The sequence below is a fragment of the Aporhodopirellula sallentina SM41 genome, from assembly GCF_000346505.1.
In the GTDB taxonomy this organism is placed as follows: domain Bacteria; phylum Planctomycetota; class Planctomycetia; order Pirellulales; family Pirellulaceae; genus Rhodopirellula; species Rhodopirellula sallentina.
Genome location: NZ_ANOH01000311.1, coordinates 1 through 728, shown reverse-complemented (window position 1 = coordinate 728; position 728 = coordinate 1). Strand labels below are relative to the sequence as shown.

At 53.6% G+C, this 728-nt stretch carries 1 protein-coding gene; it reads left to right on the top strand.

The window, feature by feature from the left end; translation table 11 throughout:
* The coding region (locus RSSM_RS20700) for a hypothetical protein (RefSeq protein ID WP_236621276.1) at nucleotides 1-546 on the top strand (546 nt) is incomplete at its 5' end.
* Nucleotides 547-728 lie beyond the last annotated feature (182 nt).

Here is a 728-nt window from a genome sequence, read left to right as displayed (position 1 = left end):
CGTTATCCGACTGTAACTACTGCATTACTCCTCACTGCGAGACCTAGAATGAACTCCAGACTCTTGGCCGTGCTTACGATGCTCGCGATTCCGATTGCAAACATTGCCACCGCTGACAACCCTGTCGTGTTCTTCCTTGGCGAAGCCCAGTTTTTCAATGGAGACTACATCAAAATCGACTCTGTTACTTCAACTGGAGACGCCTTCGAGGTCGGTGCGACGATCACTGTTACCGGAACCTATACGCTGAACTCAGCCGAGCATGCGAGATTGTGCTTCTACACAACCCAACGCGTGAAACCGGGAGGCAAGGCCGCAGCTAGTTCCGAACTGAAATCTCAACGATTGGTTGCAAAGCGTGGTACGCATCCTTTCACGCTTTCCAAGATCGTGACGGGGGGCGGCGGTCCACATCTCACTTTCTATGGCTCTAGCTCTGCATTTGGTGGTGTTTACTTCGGTGATGAATCGAATGTGTGGATGAAGAAAGGCTGGTCGTATGAGCCACCAAACTCTGTCCCCGCCACACCCAAAATTGGCGGATAACCATCCGATGCACACGGAGCGGCGGTGGCTAGCTCTTTCGTTTCCTTGCAACCTGTTCGCCGCCGCCCGGTGATCGGTACCGTTATCCGGCTGAAAGTATCGAATGCGGTTTCGACCCAAGCTAACCATCTGGTGGGCGATCATGCTCACTACCTGGGGCGCCATCTTCTTCGCGTGGTACG